Origin of the sequence: Kitasatospora sp. NPDC101183 (genome assembly GCF_044767945.1) — a bacterium.
Classification (GTDB): domain Bacteria; phylum Actinomycetota; class Actinomycetes; order Streptomycetales; family Streptomycetaceae; genus Kitasatospora.
This window is the reverse complement of record NZ_JBIWOW010000001.1, coordinates 349,044-374,951: the sequence shown is the minus strand read 5'-3', so window position 1 is coordinate 374,951 and position 25,908 is coordinate 349,044. Positions and strand designations below refer to the sequence as shown.

Here is a 25,908-nt window from a genome sequence, read left to right as displayed (position 1 = left end):
CGGAGTTCGGCGGCGGTGGCGGGGGTGGCGGTCACGGTTCTCTCCTGCCGGGGTTCAGAGGTGGTAGGCGTACTCGTCGAACTCCCAGTCGGTGACGTGCCGTTGGAAGCGGGCGACCTCGTTGCGCTTGTAGGCGAGGAAGGAGGCGGTGAACTCCTCGCCGAGCAGCCCGGTCAGCGCGGTGTCGGCCTCCAGGGCGTCGAGCGCGGCCGGCAGGCCCGCCGGGAGGATCTCGGAGCGGGTGGGGTCGTAGCCGTAGCCGTCCAGCGGTGCGGGGGGCTCCTCGCCGGCGAGGACGCCGAGGAGGGCGGCGGCCGCCACGGCGGCGATCAGCAGGTAGGGGTTGGCGCTCGCGTCGCCGAGGCGCAGTTCGAAGCGGGCGCCGGAGCCGCGCTCCGGGGGGATGCGGACCATGGCGCTGCGGTTGTCGAGGCCCCAGTCGATGAGCCATGGGGCGAGGGTGTCCGGGCCGAAGCGCTTGTAGGAGTTGACGGTCGGGTTGGCGAGGGCCGCCAGCGCGGGGGCGTGGGCCAGGATGCCGGCGACGGCGTGCCGGGCGGTGGCGGAGAGCCCGTACGGTGCGGCCGGGTCGTCGAAGGCGTTGCCGCCCTCCGCGTCGGCGCAGGAGAGGTGGAGGTGGAATCCCGAGCCGCCGGAGCCGTTGAAGGGCTTGGCCATGAAGGTGGCCAACTTGCCTTCCTGGCGGGCGAGTTCCTTGACGGCGCTCTTGAAGCGGAAGGCGCGGTCGGCCGCGTCCAGGGCCTCGGAGTGGGCGAGGTTGATCTCGAACTGGCCGCCGTCGAACTCGTGGTTGCCGGAGATGACGCCGATGCCGAGTTCGCGCAGCTGGCGCAGGGTGCGCAGTAGATGGTTGGTCGGGTCGGCACGCAGGCCGGCGGTGTAGACGGCGCCCTCGGCCTCGGAGTACCGCTGCCAGCCGCCGCCGGGGGCGGGCGAGCAGAGGAAGTACTCCAGCTCCGGGCCGACCACCGGGCGCAGCCCGTGCTCGGCGCAGCGGGCGAGGACGGTGCGCAGCAGGTCGCGCGGCGATTCGGGGGCGGGGGCGCCGGTGCGGGGGTCGGTGACCTCGCCGAGGCAGGTGGCGACGCCCGGCTCCCAGGGGAGTTTGACCAGGGTGTCCAGGTCGGGGCGCACGGTGACGTCGGGGAGGCCGGCGTCGAGGCCGCCGGGGACGGGGATCACGTGTCCCTGGGGGCCGGTGTGGTAGACGGCGCGGCAGAAGGCGAGGCCGTGCGAGCAGGCGGATGGGAGGTGGTCGAGGAGGACGTCACGGGCGCGGTCGGTGCCGATGAGGTCGGGGTAGGTCACCCGGACGACGTCGACGCCCTCGGCGGCCAGGCGCTGGAGTCGGTCGCTGATGTCTGAGGGCGCGGATGCGCTCACCGGTGCCTCCTGGGGCGGGAGTGTGCGGGGGGAAGGAGTGCGGGACGCGGGGGGCGGGGCGTGGACACCCGCGTCATTTGGCCTCAAACGCTAGGGCGACCGCGCATGGCCCGCAAGGGGCGGAGCAGAGAATTTATCCATTCGGATAGCTCTTGACCGGGGCCGGTGCCCGCCCTACGTTATTTGATGCCAAACGAGTTCGGGGGCGGCCTCGCCGCCCCCGTTGGCAGCGTCCCGGCAGCCGGCCGCGCACAGGCCACCGGCTGCCGGGACCCCTCTTCCCCGACGCACTCCCACCCCAGGAGGACCGGCCATGAAGGTCGTCGTCGACATGAACAAGTGCCAGGACCACGGCCAGTGCGTCTTCGCCGCCCCCGACGTCTTCCGCTTCGACGACACCGGCCGCCTCGCCCACCTGAGCGACCCGGACGAGGCGCTGCGCGAGGAGGTCGAGGAGGCGGCCGACGTCTGCCCCCTCCAGGCCATCCGGATCGAGGACTGATGCCCGGCCGTCCGCGGCGGGAGCCGCGATGACCGCCCGCGTCCTCGTCGCCGGAGCCTCCCTCGGCGGCCTGCGCGCCGCCGAACAGCTGCGCGCCGCGGGCTGGCGGGGCGCCGTCACCGTCCTCGGCGAGGAAGCCCACCTCCCGTACAACCGGCCGCCGTTGTCGAAGGAGGCGCTCTCGGGCAAGGCGCCGTTCGCCTCCCTCGCCTTCGCCCTGCGCGAGTCCGTCGCCGACGTCGAGTGGCGCCTCGGCACCCGCGTCGCCTCCGCCGACCTGGCCGGGCGCCGGGTCGTCCTCGGCGACGGCGAACAGCTGGACTTCGACGGCCTCGTCGTCGCCACCGGCACCCGGGCCCGGCGGCTGCGCTGCCCCGGGCCGACGGTCGGACGGCACACCGTCCGCACCCTGGACGACGCGGAGGGACTGCGGGCCGCGCTGCTGCGACCGGGTAGCCCCGGCGGCCCCGGCGTGCGGGTGGTCGTCGTCGGCGCGGGGTTCATCGGCTGCGAGGTCGCCGCCACCGCCCTCGCCCTCGGCGCCGCCGAGGTCACCGTGGTCGACCCCGAGCCGCTGCCGATGCTGCGGGCCCTGGGCGAACTCCCCGCCCGGGAGCTGCTGCGCCGCCATCGGGAGCGCGGCGTCCGCTTCGCCCTCGGTACGGGCGTCTCCGCCTTCACCGGTACGACGAACGTCACCGGCGCGGTCCTGACCGATGGCACCGAGCTGCCCGCCGACGTCGTCGTGGAGTCCGTCGGCTCCCTCCCCAACACCGAGTGGCTCGCCGGCAACGGCCTCGACCTCACCGACGGCGTCCTCACCGACGAGCACCTGCGCGTCGGCGGCCTGCCCCACGTGGTCACGGTCGGCGATGTCGCCCGCTTCCCCAACGCCCGCTACGACGGCGTCCCGCGCCGCGTCGAGCACTGGTGCATCCCGACGGACACCGCCCGGCACGCGGCGCGCGCCCTCGTCGCCCACCTGCACGGGGAGGACGCCGGGCAGGCGCCCTTCGCCCCGCTGCCGAGCTTCTGGAGCGACCAGCACGACTTCCGCCTCCAGTCCTTCGGCGCCCCCGCCCTCGGCACCGGCGACGTCCGGACGCTCTCCGACGGCCCGGGCGACGACCTCCTCGTCGGCTACCACCGCGACGACCGCCTCGTCGGCGTCCTCGCCCTCGGCGGCCGCTCCGCCACCGCCGCCGCGGCCCGCTACCGCACCGAACTGCTGCAGCAGCCCACCACCCCCCTCAAGGAGTCCCCATGACCACCCCGCGTGGCTGGTTCCACCCCAAGAGCGGCACCGGCCGCTCCTCCCTGATCCCGGCGCCGCCGTGGCACTACTCCGGTGACCTGCTCACCGTCGAGTACCGCACCGACCCCGCCCGGGTGCGGGAACTCCTGCCCGAGCCGCTGGAACTCGCCGAGGAGGACCCGGGCGCGGTCGCCCTCATCTGGGCCGACTGGCAGTCCTGCTCCACCGGCCACGAGGAACTGCTGGACCCGGTGCGCGCCCAGTACAAGGAGGCCTTCGCCGTCGTCCGCTGCTCCTACCAGGGCCGCACCTTCTCGCGCTGCGTCTACATCTGGGTCGACAAGGACTTCGCGATCGCCCGCGGCCTCCACCAGGGCTACCCGAAGAAGCTCGGCTCGATCCACCTGACCCGCCCCCACCCGTACGGCCCCGCGCCCCGCATCGAGGCCGGCGCCCGCTTCGGCGCGACCCTCGCGGCGGCGGACCGGCGGCTCGCGCAGGCGGTGGTGACGCTGCGCGAACCGGCCGAGACCAACGGCTTCGTCAACGGCCATCCCATGGCGCACCACCGCTGGCTGCCCTCCGTCGAGAAGGGCGGTGGCCTGGCGCTGGACGAGCTGGTGGAGTCCGGCGCGGCGGCCTTCGAGGGCGGGCAACCCTGGTCCGCCGACGCGGAGTTGGACCTCTTCGAGGCCCCGACCGAGGAGCTGGCCCGACTGGAGGTCTGGGAGCCGATCGGCGCCTACTACCGCCAGGTCGGCGTCACCTGGGACGGCGGGCGGCTGCTCGCCTCGAACACCACGGTGTGATCCGGGCCCACCGGGAGCGTGCGTGATCGCGCCCCGGCCGCGGGCGGCACGCCTTGTAGGGTCACCGGCATGACGGAGACCAACGAGGCGGGCCGCCCGGGCGAAGCACACGGGGCGCGCAAGGCGGCCGGCTACGGCACGGGGCGCGAGGCGCTGCTGCGCGCCGCCGTACGCGTGGTCGCCCGGGGCGGGCTGCGCAAGCTCACCTACCGGGCGGTGGCCCAGGAGGCGGGCGTCACCCACGGCCTGGTCGTCCACCACTTCGGCTCCCGCGACGCCCTGATCGAGGCGGCGCTCGCCCACACCATCCGCACCAGCCTCAACACCAGCGCCCTCGGCAGCGGCACCGGCCGGCTCGCGGACTTCTCCGCGGGCGTCTCCGAGATGGTCAGCTCCGACCCGGACACCCAGGCCTTCCAGTACGACCTGCTCCTCGAAGCCCGGCGCCGCCCCGAACTCCTCACGCAGGTACGGGTGTTGTACGACGAGTACTTCGACGCCACCCGGCGCGAGCTCTCCCTGATGCTGCCCGAGGGCGCGGACGACGGGCTGACGCGACTCGTCTTCGCGGCCCTGGACGGGCTGGTCCTGCACCAGCTCGTCTTCGAGGAGCCGGATGTCACCGAGGCCGCGCTGGCCCGGCTGCGCTCCCTGCTCCAGCTCCTCGACCCCGCCAACATCCCTGCCGCCGAGCGAATCTGACGCTTCGTCACCACCTGACGGCCGTGACCAAGTCTTGACCGGCCCCCTGGAACTCCACGCTCCAAACCCCTTGTCAGGTGGATAGTTTCACCCCAGGATGAGGCAACTCGTTTGGCTCTAAACAGTAGCCTCCCTCCTCAAGCAGGTGATCCGAGTGGACAGTCAGACGGTCACTCCCGACCACTCCCGGCAAGGCAGCACCCCGGCCCCCGGCAAGCTCAAGCCCAACGCACTGGGCGTCCTGGGCATCCTCTTCTTCGTCCTCTCCGCCCAGGCGCCGCTCACCGGCATCGCCGGCGCCGTCCCCGTCGCCATCGCCTTCGGCAACGGCGCGGGCGCACCCGCCGCCTACGCCGCCGTCGGCGCCGTGATCCTGCTCTTCTCCGTCGGCTTCGTCGCCATGGGCCGCCACGTCGTCGACGCCGGGGCCTTCTACACCTACATCGGCCGGGGCCTCGGCCACGCCACCGGCACGGGCAGCGCGGCGGTCGCGTTCTTCGCCTACTGCTCCGTCCAGGCGGCCATGTACGGGCTCTACGGCGCCACCGTCAACGGCCTGGTCGTCCACTACGCCCACGTGGACGTGCCCTGGTGGGTCTTCTCCCTGGCCACCATGGCGCTCGTCCAGGTGCTCGGCGCCACCGGCATCGAGATGGGCGCCAAGGTGCTCGCCGTTTTCGTCCTCGCCGAGTCGAGCATCCTGCTCGCCTTCGCGGTGGTGACCCTCGTCAAGGGCGGCGGCCCGCAGGGCCTCGGCTTCACCGACAGCTTCTCGCCCGGCGCGGCCCTCAAGGGCGCCCCCGGCGTCGCCCTGATGTTCGCGGTGGCCTCCATGTTCGGCTTCGAGGCCACCGCCATCTACGGCGAGGAGGCCCGCGAGCCGCGCCGCACCGTCCCGCGCGCCACGTACGTGTCCGTCGGCGTGATCACGGCCTTCTTCGCCTTCGTCTCCTGGATGCTGGTCTCCTCCTACGGCGCCTCCCACGTCAGCGACGCCGCCGCGGCGGCCGTCAACGGCGGGGACAGCACCGCCTTCGTGTTCGCGCCGATCGCCGACCGGTTCGGCGGCTGGGTCACCACCGTCCTGCCGGTCCTGCTGGCCACCTCGCTGTTCGCGGGCGTCCTCGCCTTCCACAACTCCGCCAACCGCTACCTGTTCTCGCTCAGCCGCGACGGACTGCTCCCCGGACGCCTGCGCTCCCTCAACCGCCGCCACTCGCCCTGGGCCGCGGGCTGCGTCCAGACCCTGGTCGCCGCCGCGCTCGTCGCGCCGTTCGCCCTGTTCGGCAAGGACCCGGTCCTGGCCCTGTTCTCCTGGTTCAGCGGCGTCGGCGTCCTCGCCTGCCTGGTGCTGTACCTGCTGACCTCGTGTTCGGTGATCGTCTTCTTCCGCCGCGAGCGCCTCGACACCCGCCCCTGGAACACCCTGATCGCTCCCGTCCTGGGAGCCCTCGGCCTCACCGGCGCCATCTGGCTGGTCCTCAGCAACTTCACCACCCTGATCGGCGGGAGCGCGGGCACCGCGACCAGCCTGATCCTCGCCGTCCCCGCCGTCCTGGCCGCCGGCGCCGTCACCTCCCGCCTCACCCGCGCCCGCCGCAAGGCCGACGCCTCGTAGCGCTCCCCGTCGGGCCGGCGCCCGCCGGGCGCCGGCCCATCGTGCGCCTCCGGGGGAAACCGCCCGGAAGGTCAGGGCACGACGACGAGCTTCCCGCGCGTGTGGCCGGTTCGGCTGGCGTCGAAGGCCTCCCCGGTCAGCTCCAGGGGGAACGTCCGGGCGACCTCCACGGTCAGCGCGCCCCGGTCGGCCGCCGCCGCCAGTTCGGCGAGCCGCGCCCCGTCCGGGCGGACCCAGATCCAGTGGCCGCCGTGCTGCGTCACCGCCGGATCGGCGACGGAGACGTGCCGGCCGCCGTCGGCGAGCACGGCCAGCGTCGCGTCCAGCTGGCCGCCGACGAAGTCCGCCACGGCGGACACCCCTGCGGGCGCCAGCGCGCGCACCCGCTCGGCCAGGCCGTCCCCGTACGTCACCGGTTCGGCGCCCAGCCCGCGCACGAACGCGTGGTTGCGCTCCGAGGCGGTGCCGATCACCCGCGCCCCGCGGTCGCGGCCCAACTGGACGGCGAGGCTGCCGACGCCGCCGGCCGCGCCGTGCACCAGCAGCACGTCCTGGGCGCCGACGCCGAGCCGCTCCAGGCTGCGCAGCGCGGTCAATCCGGCCAGCGGCAGCCCGGCGGCCTGCGCCCAGTCGAGCGCGGCGGGCTTGAGCGCCACGGCGGGGGCGGAGACGGCGACGTACTCCGCGAAGGTGCCGGCCTCGACGACGTCCTTGCGGGCGTAGGCCATCACCTCGTCCCCCGGCGAGAACTCGGGGGTGTCCGGGCCGACGCGGGTGACCACGCCGGCCACGTCCCAGCCGGGGACGACGGGGAAGACCGCGTCCATCATGCCGTCCAGCCCGCCCGCCATGACCTTCCAGTCGACCGGGTTGACGGAGGCCGCCCTGACCTGGATCAGCACCTGGCCGGGGCCCACCTTCGGATCGGGCACCTCGCCGTAGCGCAGGCGGGAGTTGTCCTGGGCGTACGCGTCGTAGGTCACCGCGCGCATGACCGACCTCCGGGGGTGCCGAGGCCCGCCGTCGGGCCGACGGGCGCCGCTGGCCACGCTATGCCGGGAGGCGGTGCCCGGCATCCGGGCCCACCCGGGGCCCACCCGGGGCCGACCCGGCGCCGGGCGGCGGTGCCGCCGTGACAGCCTGCATCGGTGGACGAGCTCATCGGAACCCAGCGACCGCACCGCCGCCTGACCGACGCCGACGAGGCGATCGCGGAACTCGAGCGGGCCGTCCCCGGCTTCCGCTCGCTGCGCCGCGCGGCGCCGCAGGCCTTCGACTGGCCGGCCCTCGAAGCCGCGCTGGGAGCCCCCCTGCCGGCCGACTACAAGCGGCTCTGCGAGCTCTACCCCGTCTTCGTGCTCGGCGACTTCCTCTCCGTCCACCGCCCGGTGCCCGGGCGCGAACGGGACTGGCCGCAGGGACAGCAGGAGGACCTGGAGACCGTCATGGAGTGGTGCGAGGACAGCGACCCCGTCGTCCCGCTGCACCCGTACCCCGCCCCGGGCGGCCTGCTCCCCTGGGGCGGGTCGAACCAGGGCGACTTCTTCCTGTGGACCACCAGCCCGGCGGGCCCGCAGGAGTGGACCGTCACGGTCGCCTCGCGCAACGGCGCCTGGTGGCACTACGCCGGCGGGCTGGTGCAGTTCCTCGCCGACCTGGTCGGCGGCGCGCCGGAGCCGTGGGGGCTGCCCGTGGTCCGGCCCGGGTGCCGCGCCTGGTGAGGTGGCGGCGCTACCGCCCCTCGGGCGGGGGAGGGATCGTCGCGGTGCCCGGCGGCGGTTCCGGCCGGACGAGGAGGACCGGGCAGGGGGCGTGGTCGACGACGAAGCGGGTGGCCGGGCCGAGGCTGTGCGGGCCGAGGCGGGTGCGGTCGCCGTCGCGGGCGAGGACGAGCAGGGCCGCGCCCTCGGCCGCCGTGACGACCTCGCGCTCCACCCGCCCGGTGCGCTCCAGCCGGGCGCAGGGCCGCCCGAGGCGCTCGGCGGCGGCGTCGAGGAGGCGCCGGGCGGAGTCCGCCGCGAGGGCCTCCACCCGGGTGCCGGGATCACGGTCCCGGTGGCCGCGGCCGAGGAGCCCCGCGAACGCGCCGTGCGCGACGCCGGGGAGCTCCTGGCCGCTGACGTGCAGCAGGACGATCTCCGCCTCCCCGGGCGCGTGGGCGCGGGCGGCGTCCACGCAGGCGGGCCAGGTGCCTTCGGTGATCCAGACGAGGACGGTCACGCGGTCAGCCTCCGATGACGTGCGGGGACCCCCACAGTGCCACCACGGCCGCCGCCGGCGCGGCGGGCACGACGAGCCTGGTGGTCCCCTCACGTCCCACCGACATCCCAACGGGGCGTCCCAGCAGGTCAGGGGGCACGCCGTCCCGGGGACGTCCCGTCCACCGGTTGATCCCTTGCCCGGCCCGGGGGCCCGACCCAGGATGGCGAACGGAGCCGGAGACGTGCCGGGCCGCGCCCGGCGCACGACCCTTTGCGTGAGCACCTGATGACCGGCTCCACCACCCCAACCACACCGAGTCGTACACGACACGGAAGGACGTTCCCATGAACATCCGCAAGAAGATCGCCACGCTGGCCGCCGCCGTCCCGCTGCTGCTGGGCGCGTCGGTCGCGATCGCGCCCGCCGCATCGGCCACCGACGTGTGCGGCGACGGTTACGTCTGCATCTACCAGGGCGACGTCTGGGACGGCAGCAGCAACCACCCGATGGTGTACAGGTTCTACAACTACGGGACCTACAACGTGCAGAACCTCATCGGCGACTACACCGTGAGGAACTGCCAGACGGGCGGCGCGGGCGTCATGGGACTCACGGGCTGGAACGGCACGGGGAGCATCGCCTGGAACCTCACCTCCAACAACTGTTCGACGGGCCTGTGGACCAGCCTCACGTCCACGAACTCCGTGAAGGTGTACGCCTGACCGGAACCGGTGAGCCGGCCCGAACCTCCCGCCCGTGGCGGGAGGTTCGGCATCGAAGACCACGGCCCGGACGGGACGGTCGCGCGGTCAGCCTCCGATTCCGACGACGCGCAGGGACCCCCACAGCGCCACCACGGCCGCTGCCAGCGCGGCGGGCACGACGAGCAGCCCGAGCCGGGTGAACTCGCCCAGGCCGATGTCCGTGTCGTGCTCCCGGACGATCCGCCGCCACAGGAGCGTGGCCAGCGAACCGGCGTAGGTCAGGTTGGGGCCGATGTTCACCCCGAGCAGCACGGCCAGGACGGCGCCCGCGCCGGAGGGGACGGCCAGCGGCAGCAGGACGAGGGTCGCGGGCAGGTTGTTGATGACGTTCGCCAGGACGGCCGCCAGCGCCGCGACGCCGAGCAGGGCCGGCAGCGAGGTGCCGTACGGGACGAGGTGGCCGAGCGCGGAGGCCAGCCCGTTGTCCACCACGGCCCGCACCACGACGCCGAGCGCGAGGACGAAGGCCAGGAACGGCACGGCGGCCGAGCGCAGGATCGTCACCGGGGTGGCGCGGCGCCGGACGAGGGCCCGGACGGCGAGCACGAGCGCGCCGCAGGCCGCCGCCCAGGCCGGGTCGACGCCGAGGACCGAGGTCAGCACGAAGCCGGCCAGCGTGCCCGCGACGGTGACGAGCGCGAACAGCGGCAGCTCCGGCGCGTCCGTCGCGGCCGGGGCGGGGGCGCCCGCGTCCAGCTCGGCGGCGAAGAACCGGCGCAGCACCGCGTACTCGACGGCGATCGCCGCGAGCCACGGCAGCGTCATCAGGGCGGCGAAGCGGGTGAAGCTCAGCCCGCTGGCGGTGAAGGCCAGCAGGTTGGTGAGGTTGGAGACCGGCAGCAGCAGCGAGGCGGTGTTCGACAGGTGCGTGCAGGCGTACAGGTGCGGCTTGGGGCGCGCGCCGAGCTGGGCCGCGGTCACGAACACGACGGGCGTCAGCAGCACCACGGTGGCGTCCAGGCTGAGCACCGCCGTGACGAGCGACGCGATCGCGAACACCTGCACCAGCAGCCGCCGGGGGCTCCCGGCCGAGGTCCGCGCCATCCACGCCCCGCAGGCGCGGAACAGGCCCTCGTCGTCGCACAGTTGCGCCAGCACCAGCACGGCGGCCAGGAACCCGATCACCGGCCCGAGCCGCTGCGCCTCGGCCACCGCGTGGTCCCAGGAGATCGCCCCGACGGCCACCGCCAGCCCGGCCGCCGGGACGGCGACCACCGCCTCCGGCCGGCCCCACGGCCGGGCCACCGCGCACACCAGGACGAGGACCAGCAGCCCGATGGACAGGGCTTCGGCGAACGACGTACTCAGGGTCTTGCTCCTCGCAGGCGCCGGTGACCACCCGCCCGCGCCGGAAGTCCACAGGTGGGCCGGGAGGAATCTACCGGTCGGGTCGGCGCGGTCTGCGTCGGCGCGGTCGGCGTCGGCACGGGAGTGCAGGCCGGGGAGGGTGCGGTACTGCCCGCTGCCCCGTTCGGCCCGGGGCAGGCGGCCGCCGAGCGTCGGCTTCCGGCGTACGACCCTGGCGGTCGCCGCTCCCGCACGTACATCCGACCGACGTTGCGGAGGCGCTCCCGCCCCGTGCTGTCACACGCACCACACGATGAACTTCGTGCACGTCGGCGCCGCCGTCGGGGTGCCCGGTCCGGGTGGCTGGTGGGTGGGCTGGGCCGGGGGCGGGGGTTGTGGGGCGGTGGTCTCGGTCGGGGCGGACGGGCGTGGCGGGGTGGCGGCCGTCCTGGACGGCGAGGGCCGGGCGCCGGTGGCCGACGGCTGCGCCGAGGGGCTCGCCGTGACCGGTACGGCCGTCGCCGTCGTGGGGGTGCCGGTGGGTCCCCGGGTGGGGAGCGGGGCCGCCGATGTTGCCTCGGGCGGGAGAGGGGGCGGTGTTCCGTCGTCCTGGCCGAAGGCCATGACCGCGCTGGCCAGGCCGCCCGCCACGATGCCGAGCGCTGCCAGGGCGATCGGGGCGCCGCGACGTCGGGTCGTACGCTGCCGGGCCCGGCGTGGTACGGGGGTCGCGGTGGGCGGGTCCGTGGCCGGGCGTTCGGGCTCCCGCTCGGGGAGCTCCTCCTTGGGGCGCCCGCAACCGGGGCAGGAGAACGCGCCGTTGAGACGCCGTTGGCAGAACGTGCAGTAGCTCATGGGGTCTTCCGTGGGGGCTCGCGTGCCTGCGGCGGCGGATGATCTTCGAGCCTACGCAGAGCGGCCCCGGTCGCCTACCGGGGCCGAGCGAGGCTTCTGCGGAGATCACGTGTGGTTCGAGTGGCAGGCCGTCGCGGTCACCTGGCCGCCCTGGTGGCGAGGTGGACGAGGTGCTCCAGCGGCCCGCGGCGGAAGAAACGGGACCAGAGCGCGGCGAACAGGACGGCACCGGCGATGAAGCAGAGCAGCGGTGCGGCGGAGACGATGTCCTCGCCGAGCGGCACGCCCAGGGCCGTGGAGGCGACGAAGTGGCCGACGTACGCCGTCAGCGACATGGTGCCCACGGCGACGACCGGGGCCAGCAGCCGCCGCAGCCACGGCAGTCGGGCCAGCGCGACGGTCGCGCCGACCAGGACGGTGAACGCGACCCCCAGGCTCCCGGCCATGTCGAAGGTCGATCCGCTGTGCGGCTGCGCCAGCAGCAGCATCCAGCCGTCGGTGTCACCGGCCGCCTCCAGGGCCGCCTTGCCGGAGCCGCCGCCCTCGGCCGCACGCCCCCAGGGCAGTTGTGCCACCTCGTGGAGGCGTCCGGAGAGCCTGGTCAGCAGGTACGGCACGCCGTACCCGAAGGCGATCAACGCCGCGCCCAGCCCGGCGAGCCGGCGCTGCACGCCGACGGCGGACAGGTCGAGGCGGCCCAGCGCCATGCCGGTGACCACGAAGGTCATCCAGGTGACGGTCGGGTAGTACCCGGTGACCAGGAGGTCGAGGACGCCGACGTCGCCGAGCTGCTTGAGCGGGTCGTTGGCGTTGACGGTCGCCTCGACGGGGCCGACCACCCACGTCGTGAGGGCGAACTGGAGGAGCGGGGTGACGACGGCGAGCACGGCCGCGAGGATCGCGAGCGTCCGTGTCTGGAGCCGGAGCAGGGGCAGGGCCAGCAGGAAGTACACGCCGTAGTAGGCGAGGATCACCATGGCGCCGGCCCCGGCCGCCGAGAGCGCGGTGCCGATCGCGAAGAGGACGAGGGCGCGGATCGCGATCCGGATCTTCACCCGACGGCCGTCGAGGCCGGTCCTGGGCTCGCGCCGCCCGGCGATCAGCATCAGCGAGAACCCGGCGAGGGTCGCGAAGAGCACCGACGCGCGCCCCTCGGAGAGCCGGAGCAGCCAGCCGCCGACGCCCCCCACGGCGCCCGGCTGCGGACCGATGTGCACGGCGAACATGCCGAACACGGCCAGCGCGCGGGCCAGGTCCACCCCGACCAGCCGGCCGGTCGAGGCGGGTGACGCGGGCGAGGCGGACGCCGAGGGGCCGGGCCGGGGCGACGCGCTCGGTGAGGGCGGGGCCTGGACGGGATCGGTCTGTGTCATGCCGTCAAATCTCGCCGCCGACGGGCCCCGTGGACCATCCGGCGCCCTTCCGTGCGGCCCCCGCCGGTCGGCCGGACCGCCCCCGCCGACCGCCTGCGTCGGCGGGGGCGGTCCGGCTCACCCGCCGTCGGTGCTGAGCGGGATGCGCAGGCCGATCCGGTAGCCGCCGTCGGCGGTCGGGCCGGAGTCGAGGGTGCCGTGCAGGATCTCCGCGCGCTCCCGCAGGCCGATCAGGCCCTGTTGGGAGCCGGGTAGCGCCAGGGAGGGGCGGGCGGCGGCGCTGTTGGTGACGGTCACCCCGACCTCGGCGCCGTCCTGCCAGAGTTCGACGGTGGCGGTGGCGCCGGGGGCGTGCTTGCGGGCGTTGGTCAGCGCCTCCTGGACGGTCCGGTACACGGCCCGCTGGGCGGAGGCACCGAGGGCGGCGGGCAGTCCGCCGGTCAGCCGGGTCTCGATGCCGCTGGAGTCCACGAGCCGCCGCAGGTCGGCGAGGGTGGGCTGCGGGGTGAGTTCGGTGTCGCGGCCGCCGGAGGCGCGCAACAGCCGGACCATGGTGCGCAGTTCGTCGAGCGTGGTGACGCTCAGGGTGCGGATGGTGCGGGCGGCCTCGCGGGCGTCCGCGTCCTGGGAGGAGACCTGGAGCGCCCCGGCGTGCACGGCGATCAGGCTGACCTGGTGGGAGACCACGTCGTGCATCTCGCGGGCGAGCTGGGCGCGTTCGCGGGCGAGCACGGCCTGGGCGTGCAGGAGCCGCTCGTGCTCCCTGGCCTCCTCCGTCTCGGCCATCTGGTGCTCCAGGTCCCTGCGGGTCTGGAGGAGTTGCCCGAACAGGACAGCGGCGGCCGCGGTGGCCAGGCCGTACAGGAAGGTGACCAGGGTGACGGTCCGGGTGACCTCGAAGAGGCCGCCGAAGAGCCAGGGGACGCTGCTGGCGAGCGCGAGCGCGGTGAGGGCGGCGCAGGCCGTCAGCAGGCGGCGGTTGCGGGAGTTCTCGGCGAGGGTGAACAGCGCGACGAGGGGGGCGAGCGCGATGTCGTCCTGGGTCAGGGCGAGCGGCAGGGTGAGCAGCAGGACGCCGAGCGGGTACCGCCGCCGCAGCGCCAGGACGGCGCAGCCGAGCGTGGCCACGACCACGTCGAAGGGGGTCGCGTCCTCCGTGAGGTTCAGCCAGGCGTCCACGCCCGCCGCCGCGACCAGGGCGGCGTCCACGACGGGCGCGGGCACCCTGGTCCACAGCGCGCGGGCCCGGCCCGCGGCCTCCGTCCGGGGCCCGGCTCCGTCGGGTGCCTCGCGGTCCGTCACCGGTCCCCGCCGGGTCACCGCCTCCCTGCTCATCCGCGCCGCCTCGCCTTCGCTCCGTTCCGACCCCCGCCCCCTCGGCCCCGGAGCGGCCGCGGCCCGTGCCGCGACCGCCTCCGGCAGGTTCGTCGCAGCCGACCCTAAGGCCTCGCCGCTGCCGGAGCGCAGGTCGGACGGCGGCTCCCGCCACCCGGCGGGGTGTCCTCATCCGGTCGGCAGGGGCGGCGTCGGGGCCGGAGGCCGTGCGTGGCTGTACCCGGCGGAGACCGGAGGCGCATCGTCCGGTCGGCGGGGGCGGTCCCGACGATCGGGGGAGTGACGGGGGGAGACGGGTGGGGTTGGATGGACACGATGCACTGCGACACGCGGTGGCGCACCGCCGGCCTGCGCCCGCCCGGGCCGTACCCGGCATCTACTGGAGCCCCCCGGGGACACCTCACCGCCCAGGGAGGTGTCCCCTGTCGCTGTTCGGAAGCGTCGGAAGCGTCGGAAGCGGAAGTCCTCTTGCTGATCCCTGTCCTGATCGTGATCACCGCGGTGGCGGCGGCCTGGTCGCTCGTCGCCGGGAGGCTGGAGCGCCGGCACGTGCGCGCGCCGCTGGTGCTGGTGCTCGCGGGCGTCGTCACCGGCCTGTTCACCCACAGCCAGATCGCCGTCGCCCTGAACTCCGAGGTCGCCCAGCGGGTGGCGGAGATCATCCTGGCCGTGCTCCTCTTCGTGGATGCCACCGAACTGCGCGGCGGGCGCCTGTTCGGCCGCTTCCCCGGTGCGGCGGCGCGGGTGCTGCTGGTCGCCCTGCCGCTGAGCCTCGGCGCGACGGTCCTGCTCGGCGGGGCGCTGCTGCCCGAACTGCCGGTCGCCGCCCTGCTGCTGATCGCCTGCGTGGTGATCCCCACCGACTTCGCCCCGGCCGAGATCCTCGTACGGGACCGACGCATCCCGGTGCGGGTGCGCAGCGTGCTCAACGTGGAGAGCGGCTACAACGACGGCATCGTGTCGCCGCTGTTCCTGTTCGCCCTGGTGCTGGCCGGGTCGACGAGCGAGAAGCGCACACCGGCGGAGGCGCTGGCGACCACCGTGCCGTTCGCGGTGAAGGCGCTGGTGGCCGGGGCCCTGATCGGCGCCCTGCTCGCCTGGCTGATGAACCTCGCCCAGCGGGCGGACTGGATGACCGCCCAGTCGGGGCGCATCACGGTGCTGGTCGTCCCGCTGCTGGTCTACACCTCGACGACGGAGATGCACGGCAACGGCTTCGTCGCCTCGTTCGTCGCCGGTGTCGCCTTCCGCTACGTGCGGCAGGCGCCGCAGCGCCACGGTGCGGCGGAGCACTCGGGGTCGGAGTTCCAGCTGATCGAGGACACCAGCGCCCTCATGACCATGGTCATGTGGTTCTTCTTCGGCAACGCGGTGGTGCTCACCTTCGTCGTCGGCCTGGACTGGTCGGTGCTCCTGCTGTGTACGGCGGCGCTCACCGTGCTGCGGATCGGGCCCGTCCTGCTGTCCCTGCTCGGCTCCCCGCTGAGCAGGCGCGAGCGGCTCATGATCGCCGCGCTCGGGCCGCGTGGCACCACCTCGATCGTGTTCGGCCTGCTGGCCTTCAACGCCCTCCCGGACGGGCCGGCGGCCAACAGCGCGCTGGACTCGATGGTGCTCGTCGTGCTCGGCAGCATCCTGCTGCACGGCGGCGGCTCGCTGGCCATCGCCCGCGTCCTGCGGGGCTCACCCCGGGCACGTACGAACACGGAGACGGAGACGGGGGCGGACGCGCAGCGCTAGGGTCGCCGCTCCGGCCCGTCGGCCAGCAGGCCCGCGCGCTGGGCGAGCAGCGCGGCCTGGACCCTCCCGCCGACCCGCAGCTTGGTCAGGATCGCGCTGACGTGGTCCTTCACCGTGCCCGTCCCCAGGTGCATCCGCGCGCCGATGTCGGCGTTGGAGAGCCCCTCGGCGATCAGGACCAGCACCTCCCGCTCCCGGTCGCTGAGCCGGTCGACCCGCCCGGCCTGCGGGTCGGGCGCCTCCGCCCGGGAGCCGGGGTGGTCGCGCAGCAGGCTCTGCGAGGCCTTGGGCGACAGGACGACCCCGCCCGCCGCCAGGGTGCGCACCAGCGGGGCGAGCTGTTCGGGCTCGGTGTCCTTGAGCAGGAAGCCGCAGGCCCCGGAGTTCAGCGCCGTCAGGATGTACTCGTCCGTGTCGAAGGTGGTCAGCATCGCCACCGCCGGCGGCTGCGGCAGCGCGACCAGCTCGCGCAGCACGCTGAGCCCGTCCACGTCCGGCATCCGGATGTCGAGGAGCACGACGTCCGGCCGGTGCTCGCGGACGGTGGCGACGGCCTGCCCTCCGGCGGCGGTCGCGACCACCTCGATGCCGTCCGCCGCGTTGAGGATCATGCTGAAGCCCGACCTGATCAGGGCCTCGTCGTCCACCACCACTACCCGGACCATGCATCCTCCGCCGCGTCGCCAGCCTCCGTCGTACCGGTCCATGATCCCCCGCCCGCCCGCCTGGGCGCCCACCGGGGCGGCCCGGGCGGGCGGGACTTGGCGAGGGCGGGCCCGTGTCACACCGGGGCGGCGGCCAGGCGTCCGAGCATCGCCATCACGGTGATCCGGGTCGTCTTCTCGTTCGTCACCGTGCAGTGGGCGCTCACGCCGCGCGGGTCCGGGGCCTCGTTCGGGTCGGTCAGGCCGATCCGGACCAGGTCGACGGCGTACTCGCGGTACTGGGAGTACGCCTCCGCCGTGCTCACCGCCGCGACGTGGTCGATGCGCCCCGGGTCCTGGGCGCGCAGCAGCGCCGGGGTGGGCGGCGGGCCGAGTACCTGCCCGATCCACTCCGAGACGGCCTCCCGGCAGCACCCCTGCTCCAGCGGCGAGTCGGACGCGGCGGTGAGCGCCAGCTGGATGAGGAGCGTCCCGAACCAGGCGGTCACCTCGGCCGGAGGCGTCTCCCCGCCCGCCGGCGGCATCACTGCCTGGTACATCGCGGCCGGGTCATCGGCGTGCGCGGCGGCGGCGACGGCCTTCACCGCGCTCTTGAGGGCAACCTTGTCGATGGTCACGCTGGCGTTCCTTCCCGAGGTCGGTCGGCAGCGGTCAACTTACCGCTTCTCCACGGGAATCGGTGCATTCCGCCCGAATCTCGGGCGCGGGGTTGACGCACGGGTGCGCGCGTGCCACGGCCAACCCCGAGGTCCGCGCCACGCTGGTTGGCTGCCGCGCCACGGGCGATCGAACAGGTGCTCCAGCAAAGGGAATTGACGATCGAATCGGAGGTCAGGGCCGCCGCGTGCCGTCCGATGCGGGACCCGCAGTTCACCGGGACGCCGCGAGATGGTGCCAGGTGCGACATCGCCTCCCGGCGTCAGGCGGGCAGATCGCGGGCGGCGCGGCGCTGCCAGTAGCGCCAGCCAGCGTCGATCTGGCTGTCGGGCCAGGCGACTTCGTCCTTCTCCAGGCACTCCTCGTGGCCGGTCCAGTGGCGGAGTTCGCCCGCCGCGCGGGCGGTGAGCTGGGCGCGGCAGGCGCGTTCGAGGAGGATCGCGTACATGACCGCGTGGGCGATGTCGCGGCCGACCGCCGCCAGGCCGTGGGCGGGCATCAGGCAGGCGCGGGCGGGGCCGAGGTCGGCGGCGAGGGCGCGGCCCAGGTCGGGGGTGCGGACGAGGTTGTCGGTGGCGGTGAAGCGGGGGAGGCCGTGTTCGGCGAAGACGACGGCGTCGTGGCTGAGCGCGCGAAGCGGTTCGCCGAGTGCGCTGAAGGCGTTGACCGTGGGGGAGTGGGTGTGGACGCTGACGTGGACGTCGGGCCGGGCCCACATGATCCCGGTGTGGATGTGGTGTTCGAGGTGGACCCGGCCGGTCCCCTCCAGCAGTTCGCCGGTCCAGGAGACGAGCAGGACCCGCTCGGGCGTGATCTCCTCCAGGCCCCAGCCCGCCGACTTCATCCAGACGCCGCGCCCGTCCGCGTCGCGGACCGCCAGGTGCCCCCACACCATGTCGCCGTGCCCGGCGGCGGCCAGGGCCCGGCTGCCCGCTGAGACGAGGGTGGCCGGGTCGTTGATCGTTGCGTCCGACATGGATGTGCGCTCCTTGCTGGTGCTTGCCTGCGCCTGCTGGTGCTTGCGGGGATGTGTCCGACCCTAGGAGCGGTCGAGAGGTTGCGGCCAGTGAAAAGAACGCAAGTGCTACTTTCGCCAAGTGAAAGTGACCTCCCTCGACCTCAACCTCCTCGTCGTCCTCGACGCCGTCCTGGAGGAGGGCAGCGTCACGGCGGCGGCCCGTCGCCTGGACCTGTCGGTGCCCGCCGTCAGCCGGGCCCTCGGGCGGCTGCGCACCGCCTTCGCCGACCCCCTGCTGGTGCGCTCCCGGCAGGGCATGAAGCCGACCGCGTACGCGCTGGCGCTGCGCCCCCGGGTGCGCGCCCTGGTCGAGGACGCGCAGAGCCTGCTCGGCCCGGCCGAGGAGGACACGGCGGCCACACTGCGCCGCGCCTTCACCGTCCTGGCCCCCGAGGACCTGATCGCCTGCTACGGCACGGACCTGCTGACCCGCGTACGGGCCGAGGCGCCCTGCGTCCAGCTGCGCTTCCTCGGCACGGGGCGGGTGGCCGACGAGGGCGCGGCGGTACGGGAGGGCGTCGCCGACGCCGCGATCAGCGTCAACGCCCCCAAGGAACCCGACCTCCGCGTCGAGGGACTGGCCCGCGAGCCGCTCGTCGGCGTGGTCCGCGCCGGCCACCCGCTGACACGCGGCGGGGGGATCACGGCGGCACGGTTCGCGGCGGGCGAGCACGTCGTGGTCTCCCGCCACGGGCGGCTGCGCACCGCGATCGACAGGCGGCTGGAGGCCGAAGGCGTCGGGCGTGTCGTGGCGGCCTCCGTGCCCGACTTCACGACGGCGCTGCGCCTGATCGCCACCGGCGACCTGGTCGGGATCGCCCCGGCCACCCTTGCCGCGAGCCTGGCGGGCAAGCTCCAACTAGCCACGTTCCCCTTGCCGTTGGAGGTGAAGCCGCTCCGCGTCAGCCTGCTGTGGCACCCCCGCCGCGAGAACGACCCGGCCCACCGCTGGCTGCTCACCCGCATCCGCGAGGCGGCTGGGGGTCAGCCGCTCGGGGGAGGTGCCGGTGGCTGAGAGCGGCCCGGTCGTGTACCTGCTCGTCGGGCTGACCGGTTCGGGGAAGACGACCTACGCCCAGCGGGAGTTGGAGCCGTGGGGCGCGGTGCGGCTGTCGGTGGACGAGGTCGTCCACGAGCGGCACGGCCGGTACGGCGTCGACTACCCGGAGGACTCCTACGCCGGGAAGGAGGCTCCGGTCGTCGCCGAACTGCGCTCCCGGCTGGTCGAGTTGGTCTCCGAGGGGCGGGACGTGGTGTGGGACCACGGGTTGTGGCCGCGCGGGGACCGCGACGCGATGAAGGAACTGGTGGAGTCGGCCGGCGGTCGGTGGCGGCTGCTGTACTTCCCCGTCGGCCGGGACGAACTGCTGCGCAGGCTGGCCGAGCGCAACCGGCGGGGCGACGCGAACGCGCTGATCGTGACGCCGGAGGCCCTGGACGACTTCATCGCGCGGTTCGAGGCGCCGCAGGGCGAGGGCGAGGAGACCGTGGAGTCGGGGGATCGGTCCTAGGCTGACGGTCGTGCAGGTACTGGGCATGATCAGCGAGGACGAGATGGTCGCCTGCTTCCTGGGCGGCGAGCTGGCCAGCCGGAGGTTCGGCGGGAACCTCCGGTCCCGGCTGGCGGAGGCCGGGCAGGCGGAGCAGTTGCTGACGCGTCCGGACCTCTCCGACGCCGGGGCGAACCGCGCACGTCGCGCCCTGCTCGGGGCGACGCGCGGGTACGGCGAGAACCGCGACCTGTTCGAGAACTTCCCCGCCCACGTCTCCTGGAGCAGGGCGATCCTGTCCGCCGACGAGGCGGCGGGCGCGCGCTACCTCGACTACTCCTACTGGGTCGAGCTGTCGGGCGGCAGCCGCCGGCCGACGGACGCGGCCGCACGCATCGGGGCAGGGCTACGGGCGTTCGACGTGCCCAACGAACCGTTCGTCGACGCGGCCCGCGCGCTCGGTAGAGGTGAGCGGTTCCCGCCGCTCATCCTCGTCGGCGAGCGGCAGGACGACCTGGTCTGCCTGGAGGGCCACCTGCGTCTGACGGCCTACGCCCTGGTCGGCTTTCCGCGCGCCGTCGAGTGCCTGATCGGCACCTCACCGGCCATGGGGCGTTGGGCGCGGTAGCCCCGCCGGGTCGGGCCGCATCAGGAGGAGGTCCTCGCCCCAGGCGTCCAGCACCGCCGTGTGACCGGCGGCCCGGGCGGCCGCCTCGACGCGGGCGAACAGCTGCTGCTGGGGCGCCACCTCGCCGGTCGCGGTGATCGCGGAGACGCTCGCCAGCAGCGCGGCGCTCTCCCAGCCGGGCAGGGGGAACCGGTCCAACTCCCAGGCCAGGTACTTGTTGTAGGGGCGCGGTCGGCGGTCGAGGGCGAAGAGCAGGTCGAGCAGGAAGCCGATGGCGGCGGCCGCGTCGAGGCGGCCGGCGAGGGGGTCGCCGTCGCGGTGGTTCTTGACGGAGCGGTAGAACGCGTTGGCGTAGGCGTCCAGCAGGTCGGCGGCGGACCGGCGGGCCTCCTCGGCGTCGAGCAGCCCCGCCGAGGCGACGATCCGGGTGACCTCCCCGCCGCTGCGGTCGAGCAGTACCCGGGAGCGGGCGATCGCGTACCGCTCCCAGTCGGCGGGGCGGCGGAGGCGGTCGAGGGTGGTGACGACCAGGTCGAGCCGCGCGGAGCGGTGGCCGTCGAGTGTGGCCAGGCCGCTCGCCGCGTCGTCGGCGAGGAGGACGTAGAGGTCGTGGTCGGAGTGGCGGGTGGCCATGCCGTCGTGGGCCTGCGAGCCCTTGAGGACGAGCCCGAGGACGGCCGGGTCGGCCGTCACGTCGGCGACGAAGGCGGCGAAATCCGCGAAGTCCCGTGTCACGCCAGGTCCTTGTGCATCGCTGTGCACATCGTCTCGTAGCGCCGGATCGAGCCGTCCTCGGCCACCACGTCCCAGGAGTCCGGCGCGCTGCCGTACGCCCGGTAGCCCAGGCGCTCGTAGAGGGCGCGGGCGCGCGGGTTGCCCTCCTCGACGCCGAGTTCGGCGCGGTACAGGCCCCGGTCGACGATCCGCTGCTCGGCGGCGCGGATCAGCAGGGTGCCGATGCCGCAGGACCGCAGCGCGGGGTGGACGCCGAGCTGCCAGATCTCGCCGGCGCCGGGCTTGGCGGTGTAGTCGATCCCGCCGACCGCCACCGGCAGCCCGACCGGTGTGCAGGCCGCCAGGTAGTCGATCTCCCCGGCCTCGGCCCGGCGCAACTGCTCGGCGAGCTGGCGCACGTGCAGGGCGTCCCCGGCCCACCCGCAGGACGGCAGGTCCGCGTGGGTGAGGTCGCGGACGGACACCTGCAGCCTGATCTCGGTCATCGCCCGTATCCCTTCGCCTGCACGCACCAGCGGTCGTCTCCCATTGCAGCAAGGCAATCCCCGTACCGTCCAAGGGGTTTCGAGGCCGGTCCGGCGCACCGGGGAGACGCCGGGACGCTGTACTTCACGATTCCGGTCGGCGCGCTCGCGGCCGGCGACTTCAGCCGGGCCAGGGCGGACGGCTACCGCGGCTGAGCGGTCACCAGGTGACCGGGAGGGCGTGGAGGCCGTAGACCTCGCTGTTGGCGAGGTAGCGGGCGGGCTCGGCCGGGTGGGCGAGGGCCAGGGCCGGGAGGCGGCGGAGGAGTTCGGGGAGGGCGAGGCGGAGTTCGGTGCGGGCGAGCGGGGCGCCGAGGCAGTGGTGGGGGCCGTGGCCGAAGGCCAGGTGGGAGACGGGCCTGCGGGTGATGTCGAGGTGGTCCAGGCCGGGGCCGAGGGCGGGATCGCGGTTGGCGACGGGGAGTTGGCAGACGACCTGCTCACCGGCCTTGACGGCCACGCCGCCGATCTCCGCGTCGCGTACGGCCGTTCGGGCCAGGGCGGTGCTGGAGACGGAGAGGTGGCGCAGCAGTTCCTCGACGGCGGTGTCGAGCAGGGGGTCGGTCGGGGAGGCGTTGCGCAGCAGGTCGGCCTGCTCGGGGCGGGCGAGCAGGGCGAGGACGGCCAGGCCGATGGTGTTGGAGACGGTGACGTGGCCGGCGAGCAGCAACAGCTCGGCGACGCCGACGAGTTCGGAGTCCGAGACCGCGCCGCCGTGCTCCCGTACGAGCATCCCGATCATGCCCTCGTCCGGGGCGCGGCGCTTCTCCGCGACGAGGGAGGCGATGTACTCGTGCGCCTCGCGTCCGGCGGCGAGGCGGTCGTCGAGGGGGAGCCCGAGGTCCAGCGTGGTGCGGGACCAGCGGTGGAAGGCGGCCTGGTCGGGGGAGGGGACGCCGAGGAGACCGCAGATCACGCCGAGGGGGAGGGGCAGGGCGAAGACGTCCATCAGGTCGGCGGTGGGGCCGTGCGCCTCCATGGCGTCGATCAGCTCGCCGACGAGGGCGCGGATCATGGGCTCCAGGGCGCGGATGCGCCGCCCGGTGAACTCCGGGGTCAGGACGTGGCGGAGCCGGGTGTGCTCCGGCGGGTCCATGTTGAGGAGCTCGTCGGGCAGGATCGGGGCGCGGTCGGGGTCGTGCATGGCGAAGGTGTCCTCGTCGGCCAGGACGCGGCGCACGTCGGCGTGGCGGGTGACGAGCCAGTACTCGCCGGTGCGGTACAGCCAGAAGTCCCGGACCTTCTGGACGGGCTCCTCGTGCTGGGCCTCGCGCAGGGCCGGGCCGGGGTTCAGCCCGTCGCGGCGGTAGAAGATCGAGATCGGCGTCGCGTCGTCCTGTGCGGTCATCCGTGCCTCCCCAGTGCGTCCGGTACGTGATCCCCGGTACCCAGGTGCCCGCGCCGCTGCCCGTCGCGGCGCGGATCGGGAGGGGCGCCCTGGGGCGCGGAGGCCACGGGCGCGCCCCCTCGCCCGAGCCGGAGGCGCCCCCGGGGACGCGGCCGGCCCGCGCCGGCCGGTGGCGGAGGTGCTGGACCGGCCGGGCGGGTCCCGGAGGTCGTCCTAGGGTCGGGTGGCGGAGGCCGTGACCTTGGTGACGAGCGCGCTGCAGTAGCCGGCGTTGTCGGAGACGAACTGCAGCAGCCGGACTCCGGGAACGACGTTGAACTGCGCCGTCACGTGCTGCCAGGTCCGGTACGGGCCGGGGGAGGTGACGGTGTGGACGGTGAAGTTGACCCGGTCGCCCGGGTCCTCGGCGAACTGCACGTGGAACTTCTGCTCGGTGGTCTTGGGGCAGTCGGGGTGGTTGTTGTTCTTGGCCTGGAACCCGATCGTCACCGAGGTCTTGGGGCCGGCGTCGATCGCGGGGACGGAGACGGCCTGCTCGATCCCGCCGGTGTTGTTGCCGTTGAGGTCCACGGCCTGGTAGCCGTCGGTGAGTTCGGCGCGCGTGGTGCCGTAGATGTCGACGTTGGCGCCGAGGACGCGCCAGCCCGTGATCCTGTTGTCGTTCGGGCCGATGTTGTTGAGGAGGTTGTTGGGGCCGACGCGGGGCTGGAGGAACGCCGGATTGGTGATCGCGATCTCCTGGGCGGTGGCGGCGCCGGCGGACGTGGTGGCGGTGGCCAGCGATCCGATCGCCGTCGCGGTCACGCAGAGGGTGCGCCGGAGTTGACGCCTGGACATGGTCGGTTCCCTTCCCGGGCGCTTCCCGGCCCGGTGTCCGGAGGTGGAGGGACGGGTCAGGCGGACGGGGTCGGGCAGGCGATCCAGTCCACGGCGATGCCGTTGTCCTGCGCGAACTTCGGCGGCAGCACGGCTTGGTCGCTGCGGCGGACGCCCGCGGTGAAGCCGGCCTTCGTGGCGCCGTAGAGCCCGGGACAGCCCAGCTCGACGACCTTGGCGCCGCCCGCGACGGAGGCGACGAAGGCGGGGCTCTGCGGCAGGTTCGCCTGCCCGGCCGTGGCCTTGGTGAACAGGATTCCCGTGTCCTCGCCCTGCGTCCACGCGGCGGGATCCGTCCGGCCGCTGACGAGGCCCGCGAGGCCGGCGGGGCAGGCGATCCAGTTGATCCGGAACCCGTTGGCCTTCGCGGTCCCGGGGCTGAGATCGCTCTGGTCGCTGAGGCGGATGCCGACGGTGAAGCCGTCGCGGCTCCGGTCGAGGATGGCGACCGTGCTGAGGTTGGCCGTCAGCTTGTCGCCCACGACGGAGGCGACGTGGACGGGCGTCTCGGTGAAGCCCGCGTGGCTGGTGCTGATGTCGACGAGGACCACCCGGGGGTCGTCCTGCGCCTGCCGCCAGGAGTCCGGGCTGGTCTGGCCACTGGCCACGCCCTCGGCGTCCTGCGGGCAGGCGATCCAGTGGAGCCGGAACCCGTTGGCCTTCGCGTCCGCGACGCTGAGGTCCGCCTGGTCCGTCCACCGCAGCCCGACCGAGAAGTGCTTGTTCGAGGTGCCGTAGATCCCGGGGGCGCCGAGGTTCGCCACGAACTTCTGGCCCGCGACGGAGGCCACGTAGACCGGGGTCTTCTCGAAGTTCGCCGCGCTGGTGTCCACGGTGACGAAGACGATGCGGGAGTCGCCGCCCTGGCTCCAGGTGGAGTCGTCGGCGGGGACCTGGCCGCCGACCGGCACGGGCGGCTTGGGCAGCACCTTGACGTCGAGCCGGTCGGACGGGTGGGCGGAGGTGTTCGCGCGGGTCGGGGACTTGACCTCGGCGGTGCAGGCGAGGGTGCCGCCCCCGGCCGTGGAGGAGACGGTGCCGGTCACGGTGATCAGCGCGCTGCCGCCCTTGGGGAGGTCGAGGAACTGGTGCAGGCCGCCACCGGTGGAGCTGCCGCCGCAGGTGGCGCCGCCCTTCGGCTCGCACGTGACGGTGACGCCGGTGAGCTCGGCGGGGATCGTTCCGGTGACCTCCGCGTCGGGCACGTCGTTCGGGCCGTTGTTGCTCACCGCGATCGTGTAGGAGACCTTCGCTCCGGCCTTGACCTCCTTCGGGCCGTCCATCCGCACCGGCATGTCGGCGGGCAGCGCCACGTGGAGGTTCCTGATCGAGTGGGCGGCCCGGGCCCCGCCGGTGCTGGCCGAGAGGCCGAGCTTGAAGGTGGCGGGCATCGGCACCTGGTTCGAGGCGTTGGCGAGGTCGAACTCGTCGATGACGAGCGTGACATCGCCGCCACGACGGTGACGGACCGTCAGCTTCTCGTCGATGATGTTGATCTGTACGTGGGCCTCCTGTGCCCAGGTCGCCTTGAAACCACCAGACACGTGCTCCCCTTTGAGCCAGCGGAACCCCGTGTTCCTGTCGCCGGAGCCGCGCACCGCGAGCCAATCGGGCCTCCGGCCGGGCCCGTTCGGGCCGGCGAGGTCGTCGGAGTAGTTGCCGTAGTTGTCGAAGCCGACGCCGACGTAGCCCGCGGTGACGCCCGGCTTCGCGGAGCTCTGGGGGATGCCCATGCTGGAGTACCCGAGTGCCGCGCCGTAGGCGCCGGTGTCCGTGGTCTTCGATCCGTCGATCAGGTAGAGGCAGAATCCGTCGCCGAAGTTGCCGCTGTCGGTTCCTTCGCAGGCGTAGTCGAACTCGATGCTGACGTCGTTCGTGGACGAGAACGGCTGGTCGAGCAGCGCCGTTCCGGCCTTGTTGTTCTCGTCGGAGGTCAGCCGCAGGCTGCCGTTGGGGCCTGCTGTGAGCTGGGCGTTGCCGCGGAGGACCCAGTTCGGGTTGACCGTGGTGCCACCGGTGAAGGGCTCGTGGATCGGGAAGGTGACCGGATCGGTGGTCGAGGCTTCGCGCACGGGCGCGGCCATGTCGTCTCCAGGGGTGATCGATTGCAGGGGTGATCGA

26 protein-coding genes are annotated in these 25,908 nt (G+C 74.0%); 11 read left to right on the top strand and 15 right to left on the bottom strand.

What is annotated here, in order from left to right; all coding sequences use genetic code 11:
* Positions 1 to 54: 54 nt before the first annotated feature.
* Complete coding sequence (locus ACIRRS_RS01550) at positions 55 to 1,404, bottom strand: glutamine synthetase family protein (RefSeq protein WP_402963205.1); 1,350 nt, start codon at positions 1,402 to 1,404, stop codon at positions 55 to 57.
* Between the two features lie 313 nt (positions 1,405 to 1,717).
* On the opposite strand from ACIRRS_RS01550, the gene ACIRRS_RS01545 reads away from it, so the two are divergent.
* From ACIRRS_RS01545 to ACIRRS_RS01525, 5 genes are all read left to right on the top strand, one after another.
* Positions 1,718 to 1,906, top strand: coding sequence for a ferredoxin (locus ACIRRS_RS01545; RefSeq protein ID WP_402963202.1), 189 nt, complete (start codon positions 1,718 to 1,720; stop codon positions 1,904 to 1,906).
* Between the two features lie 28 nt (positions 1,907 to 1,934).
* The gene (locus tag ACIRRS_RS01540) at positions 1,935 to 3,173 is read left to right on the top strand and encodes an NAD(P)/FAD-dependent oxidoreductase (RefSeq protein WP_402963199.1); all 1,239 of its coding nucleotides are present in this window, start codon (positions 1,935 to 1,937) and stop codon (positions 3,171 to 3,173) included.
* Positions 3,170 to 3,970: an acetoacetate decarboxylase family protein gene (locus tag ACIRRS_RS01535; protein WP_402963196.1), complete on the top strand. Its 801-nt coding sequence runs from the start codon at positions 3,170 to 3,172 to the stop codon at positions 3,968 to 3,970. The genes ACIRRS_RS01540 and ACIRRS_RS01535 overlap by 4 nt, the downstream gene beginning before the upstream one ends.
* A gap of 69 nt (positions 3,971 to 4,039) precedes the next feature.
* Complete coding sequence (locus tag ACIRRS_RS01530; RefSeq protein ID WP_402963193.1) at positions 4,040 to 4,672, top strand: TetR/AcrR family transcriptional regulator; 633 nt, start codon at positions 4,040 to 4,042, stop codon at positions 4,670 to 4,672.
* A 154-nt stretch (positions 4,673 to 4,826) separates the two neighbouring features.
* Entirely contained in the window at positions 4,827 to 6,290 is a 1,464-nt protein-coding gene (locus ACIRRS_RS01525; protein WP_402963190.1) for an APC family permease, read from the top strand.
* 71 nt (positions 6,291 to 6,361) lie between these two features.
* Here ACIRRS_RS01525 and ACIRRS_RS01520 read toward each other — a convergent pair whose 3' ends face one another.
* Positions 6,362 to 7,282: an NADP-dependent oxidoreductase gene (locus tag ACIRRS_RS01520; protein WP_402963187.1), complete on the bottom strand. Its 921-nt coding sequence runs from the start codon at positions 7,280 to 7,282 to the stop codon at positions 6,362 to 6,364.
* 156 nt (positions 7,283 to 7,438) lie between these two features.
* Between ACIRRS_RS01520 and ACIRRS_RS01515 the strand changes: the two genes are divergently transcribed.
* Positions 7,439 to 8,011, top strand: coding sequence for an SMI1/KNR4 family protein (locus tag ACIRRS_RS01515; protein ID WP_402963184.1), 573 nt, complete (start codon positions 7,439 to 7,441; stop codon positions 8,009 to 8,011).
* A 10-nt stretch (positions 8,012 to 8,021) separates the two neighbouring features.
* On the opposite strand, the gene ACIRRS_RS01510 is transcribed toward ACIRRS_RS01515, so the two are convergent.
* On the bottom strand, positions 8,022 to 8,510 hold the full coding sequence (locus ACIRRS_RS01510) for a universal stress protein (RefSeq protein WP_402963181.1): 489 nt from the start codon (positions 8,508 to 8,510) through the stop codon (positions 8,022 to 8,024).
* Positions 8,511 to 8,836: 326 nt separating this feature from the next.
* On the opposite strand from ACIRRS_RS01510, the gene ACIRRS_RS01505 reads away from it, so the two are divergent.
* The gene (locus tag ACIRRS_RS01505; protein ID WP_402963178.1) at positions 8,837 to 9,214 is read left to right on the top strand and encodes a hypothetical protein; all 378 of its coding nucleotides are present in this window, start codon (positions 8,837 to 8,839) and stop codon (positions 9,212 to 9,214) included.
* An 87-nt stretch (positions 9,215 to 9,301) separates the two neighbouring features.
* Here ACIRRS_RS01505 and ACIRRS_RS01500 read toward each other — a convergent pair whose 3' ends face one another.
* From ACIRRS_RS01500 to ACIRRS_RS01485, 4 genes are all read right to left on the bottom strand, one after another.
* A complete protein-coding gene (locus ACIRRS_RS01500; RefSeq protein ID WP_402963545.1) occupies positions 9,302 to 10,564 on the bottom strand; it encodes an SLC13 family permease in 1,263 nt (420 codons plus the stop codon).
* Between the two features lie 276 nt (positions 10,565 to 10,840).
* A complete protein-coding gene (locus ACIRRS_RS01495; protein ID WP_402963175.1) occupies positions 10,841 to 11,398 on the bottom strand; it encodes a hypothetical protein in 558 nt (185 codons plus the stop codon).
* A gap of 137 nt (positions 11,399 to 11,535) precedes the next feature.
* The gene (locus tag ACIRRS_RS01490) at positions 11,536 to 12,771 is read right to left on the bottom strand and encodes a DUF418 domain-containing protein (protein ID WP_402963172.1); all 1,236 of its coding nucleotides are present in this window, start codon (positions 12,769 to 12,771) and stop codon (positions 11,536 to 11,538) included.
* A 117-nt stretch (positions 12,772 to 12,888) separates the two neighbouring features.
* Positions 12,889 to 13,995 carry a sensor histidine kinase gene (locus tag ACIRRS_RS01485; RefSeq protein ID WP_402963542.1) on the bottom strand — a complete coding sequence of 369 codons (1,107 nt, stop codon included), beginning with the start codon at positions 13,993 to 13,995 and terminating at the stop codon, positions 12,889 to 12,891.
* A gap of 579 nt (positions 13,996 to 14,574) precedes the next feature.
* On the opposite strand from ACIRRS_RS01485, the gene ACIRRS_RS01480 reads away from it, so the two are divergent.
* Positions 14,575 to 15,846 (top strand): cation:proton antiporter, encoded by a 1,272-nt coding sequence (locus ACIRRS_RS01480; protein ID WP_402963169.1) that lies wholly within the window; start codon positions 14,575 to 14,577, stop codon positions 15,844 to 15,846.
* Here ACIRRS_RS01480 and ACIRRS_RS01475 read toward each other — a convergent pair.
* The 3 genes from ACIRRS_RS01475 to ACIRRS_RS01465 all read right to left on the bottom strand — a co-directional run bounded on the left by ACIRRS_RS01475 (position 15,843) and on the right by ACIRRS_RS01465 (position 18,144).
* Positions 15,843 to 16,511, bottom strand: coding sequence for a response regulator (locus tag ACIRRS_RS01475; protein WP_402963166.1), 669 nt, complete (start codon positions 16,509 to 16,511; stop codon positions 15,843 to 15,845). The two genes, ACIRRS_RS01480 and ACIRRS_RS01475, sit on opposite strands and share 4 nt — an antisense overlap.
* A gap of 116 nt (positions 16,512 to 16,627) precedes the next feature.
* On the bottom strand, positions 16,628 to 17,128 hold the full coding sequence (locus ACIRRS_RS01470; RefSeq protein WP_402963163.1) for a hypothetical protein: 501 nt from the start codon (positions 17,126 to 17,128) through the stop codon (positions 16,628 to 16,630).
* A gap of 302 nt (positions 17,129 to 17,430) precedes the next feature.
* Entirely contained in the window at positions 17,431 to 18,144 is a 714-nt protein-coding gene (locus ACIRRS_RS01465; RefSeq protein ID WP_402963160.1) for a class II aldolase/adducin family protein, read from the bottom strand.
* Positions 18,145 to 18,265: 121 nt separating this feature from the next.
* Between ACIRRS_RS01465 and ACIRRS_RS01460 the strand changes: the two genes are divergently transcribed.
* From ACIRRS_RS01460 to ACIRRS_RS01450, 3 genes are read left to right on the top strand one after another with little or no spacing between them, the layout of a single operon-like run.
* Complete coding sequence (locus ACIRRS_RS01460) at positions 18,266 to 19,201, top strand: LysR family transcriptional regulator (protein ID WP_402963157.1); 936 nt, start codon at positions 18,266 to 18,268, stop codon at positions 19,199 to 19,201.
* Positions 19,194 to 19,697, top strand: coding sequence for an AAA family ATPase (locus tag ACIRRS_RS01455; protein WP_402963154.1), 504 nt, complete (start codon positions 19,194 to 19,196; stop codon positions 19,695 to 19,697). The genes ACIRRS_RS01460 and ACIRRS_RS01455 overlap by 8 nt, the downstream gene beginning before the upstream one ends.
* 10 nt (positions 19,698 to 19,707) lie before the next feature.
* Positions 19,708 to 20,304 (top strand): hypothetical protein, encoded by a 597-nt coding sequence (locus ACIRRS_RS01450; RefSeq protein ID WP_402963151.1) that lies wholly within the window; start codon positions 19,708 to 19,710, stop codon positions 20,302 to 20,304.
* Here ACIRRS_RS01450 and ACIRRS_RS01445 read toward each other — a convergent pair.
* From ACIRRS_RS01445 to ACIRRS_RS01425, 5 genes are all read right to left on the bottom strand, one after another.
* A complete protein-coding gene (locus ACIRRS_RS01445) occupies positions 20,275 to 21,039 on the bottom strand; it encodes a hypothetical protein (RefSeq protein ID WP_402963148.1) in 765 nt (254 codons plus the stop codon). The two genes, ACIRRS_RS01450 and ACIRRS_RS01445, sit on opposite strands and share 30 nt — an antisense overlap.
* Positions 21,036 to 21,524 (bottom strand): GNAT family N-acetyltransferase, encoded by a 489-nt coding sequence (locus ACIRRS_RS01440; protein ID WP_402963145.1) that lies wholly within the window; start codon positions 21,522 to 21,524, stop codon positions 21,036 to 21,038. Before ACIRRS_RS01440 ends, ACIRRS_RS01445 begins: the two co-directional genes overlap by 4 nt.
* A gap of 199 nt (positions 21,525 to 21,723) precedes the next feature.
* Complete coding sequence (locus tag ACIRRS_RS01435; protein ID WP_402963142.1) at positions 21,724 to 22,911, bottom strand: cytochrome P450; 1,188 nt, start codon at positions 22,909 to 22,911, stop codon at positions 21,724 to 21,726.
* A gap of 213 nt (positions 22,912 to 23,124) precedes the next feature.
* Complete coding sequence (locus tag ACIRRS_RS01430) at positions 23,125 to 23,748, bottom strand: hypothetical protein (protein ID WP_402963139.1); 624 nt, start codon at positions 23,746 to 23,748, stop codon at positions 23,125 to 23,127.
* Between the two features lie 56 nt (positions 23,749 to 23,804).
* Entirely contained in the window at positions 23,805 to 25,871 is a 2,067-nt protein-coding gene (locus ACIRRS_RS01425; protein ID WP_402963136.1) for a hypothetical protein, read from the bottom strand.
* Between the last annotated feature and the right edge of the window lie 37 nt (positions 25,872 to 25,908).

What these genes read in the sequence shown, in the direction of transcription:
- ACIRRS_RS01545 (WP_402963202.1), top strand. Translation starts at nt 1,718, where the DNA reads ATGAAGGTCGTCGTCGACATGAACAAGTGCCAGGACCACGGCCAGTGC.
- ACIRRS_RS01540 (WP_402963199.1), top strand. Translation starts at nt 1,935, where the DNA reads ATGACCGCCCGCGTCCTCGTCGCCGGAGCCTCCCTCGGCGGCCTGCGC.
- ACIRRS_RS01535 (WP_402963196.1), top strand. Translation starts at nt 3,170, where the DNA reads ATGACCACCCCGCGTGGCTGGTTCCACCCCAAGAGCGGCACCGGCCGC.
- ACIRRS_RS01530 (WP_402963193.1), top strand. Translation starts at nt 4,040, where the DNA reads ATGACGGAGACCAACGAGGCGGGCCGCCCGGGCGAAGCACACGGGGCG.
- ACIRRS_RS01520 (WP_402963187.1), bottom strand. Translation starts at nt 7,282, where the DNA reads ATGCGCGCGGTGACCTACGACGCGTACGCCCAGGACAACTCCCGCCTG.
- ACIRRS_RS01505 (WP_402963178.1), top strand. Translation starts at nt 8,837, where the DNA reads ATGAACATCCGCAAGAAGATCGCCACGCTGGCCGCCGCCGTCCCGCTG.
- ACIRRS_RS01495 (WP_402963175.1), bottom strand. Translation starts at nt 11,398, where the DNA reads ATGAGCTACTGCACGTTCTGCCAACGGCGTCTCAACGGCGCGTTCTCC.
- ACIRRS_RS01490 (WP_402963172.1), bottom strand. Translation starts at nt 12,771, where the DNA reads ATGACACAGACCGATCCCGTCCAGGCCCCGCCCTCACCGAGCGCGTCG.
- ACIRRS_RS01475 (WP_402963166.1), bottom strand. Translation starts at nt 16,511, where the DNA reads ATGGTCCGGGTAGTGGTGGTGGACGACGAGGCCCTGATCAGGTCGGGC.
- ACIRRS_RS01465 (WP_402963160.1), bottom strand. Translation starts at nt 18,144, where the DNA reads ATGTCGGACGCAACGATCAACGACCCGGCCACCCTCGTCTCAGCGGGC.
- ACIRRS_RS01440 (WP_402963145.1), bottom strand. Translation starts at nt 21,524, where the DNA reads ATGACCGAGATCAGGCTGCAGGTGTCCGTCCGCGACCTCACCCACGCG.
- ACIRRS_RS01435 (WP_402963142.1), bottom strand. Translation starts at nt 22,911, where the DNA reads ATGACCGCACAGGACGACGCGACGCCGATCTCGATCTTCTACCGCCGC.
- ACIRRS_RS01430 (WP_402963139.1), bottom strand. Translation starts at nt 23,748, where the DNA reads ATGTCCAGGCGTCAACTCCGGCGCACCCTCTGCGTGACCGCGACGGCG.
- ACIRRS_RS01425 (WP_402963136.1), bottom strand. Translation starts at nt 25,871, where the DNA reads ATGGCCGCGCCCGTGCGCGAAGCCTCGACCACCGATCCGGTCACCTTC.